Source organism: Idiomarina sp. 28-8, from assembly GCF_000320945.2.
GTDB lineage: Bacteria > Pseudomonadota > Gammaproteobacteria > Enterobacterales > Alteromonadaceae > Idiomarina > Idiomarina loihiensis.
Genome location: NZ_BANL01000066.1, coordinates 1 through 306, shown reverse-complemented (window position 1 = coordinate 306; position 306 = coordinate 1). Strand labels below are relative to the sequence as shown.

Below are 306 nucleotides of genomic sequence, written 5' to 3'. Positions count from 1 at the left end.
GAACAGCCTGACCGTACACCAGGATCGCGGTATGCCGATGACCGCTCACTGCTATCTGGATGTGTTATCCGACTTAACGATAACCGCCAGTCACAGCCGGCCCCGCGTCAGTAATGATAACCCGATGAGCGAAGCGCAGTTTAAGACGCTGAAATATCAGCCTGACTACCCACGCCGATTTAAGGGTTACGGCCACGCACTTGACTGGTGTCGCGATTACTTTCGTTGGTATAACGAAAGCCATTACCACAGCAATCTAGCCGGTTACACACCCGAGCAGGTCTTTACCGGCGAATGGAAAACACT

1 protein-coding gene is annotated in these 306 nt (G+C 52.6%); it reads left to right on the top strand.

Annotated elements, in window-relative coordinates; translation table 11 throughout:
* Positions 1-31: 31 nt before the first annotated feature.
* Positions 32-306, top strand: a 275-nt coding sequence (locus RJ32_RS00165) for an integrase core domain-containing protein (protein ID WP_145914795.1), incomplete at its 3' end; no start/stop codon positions are given.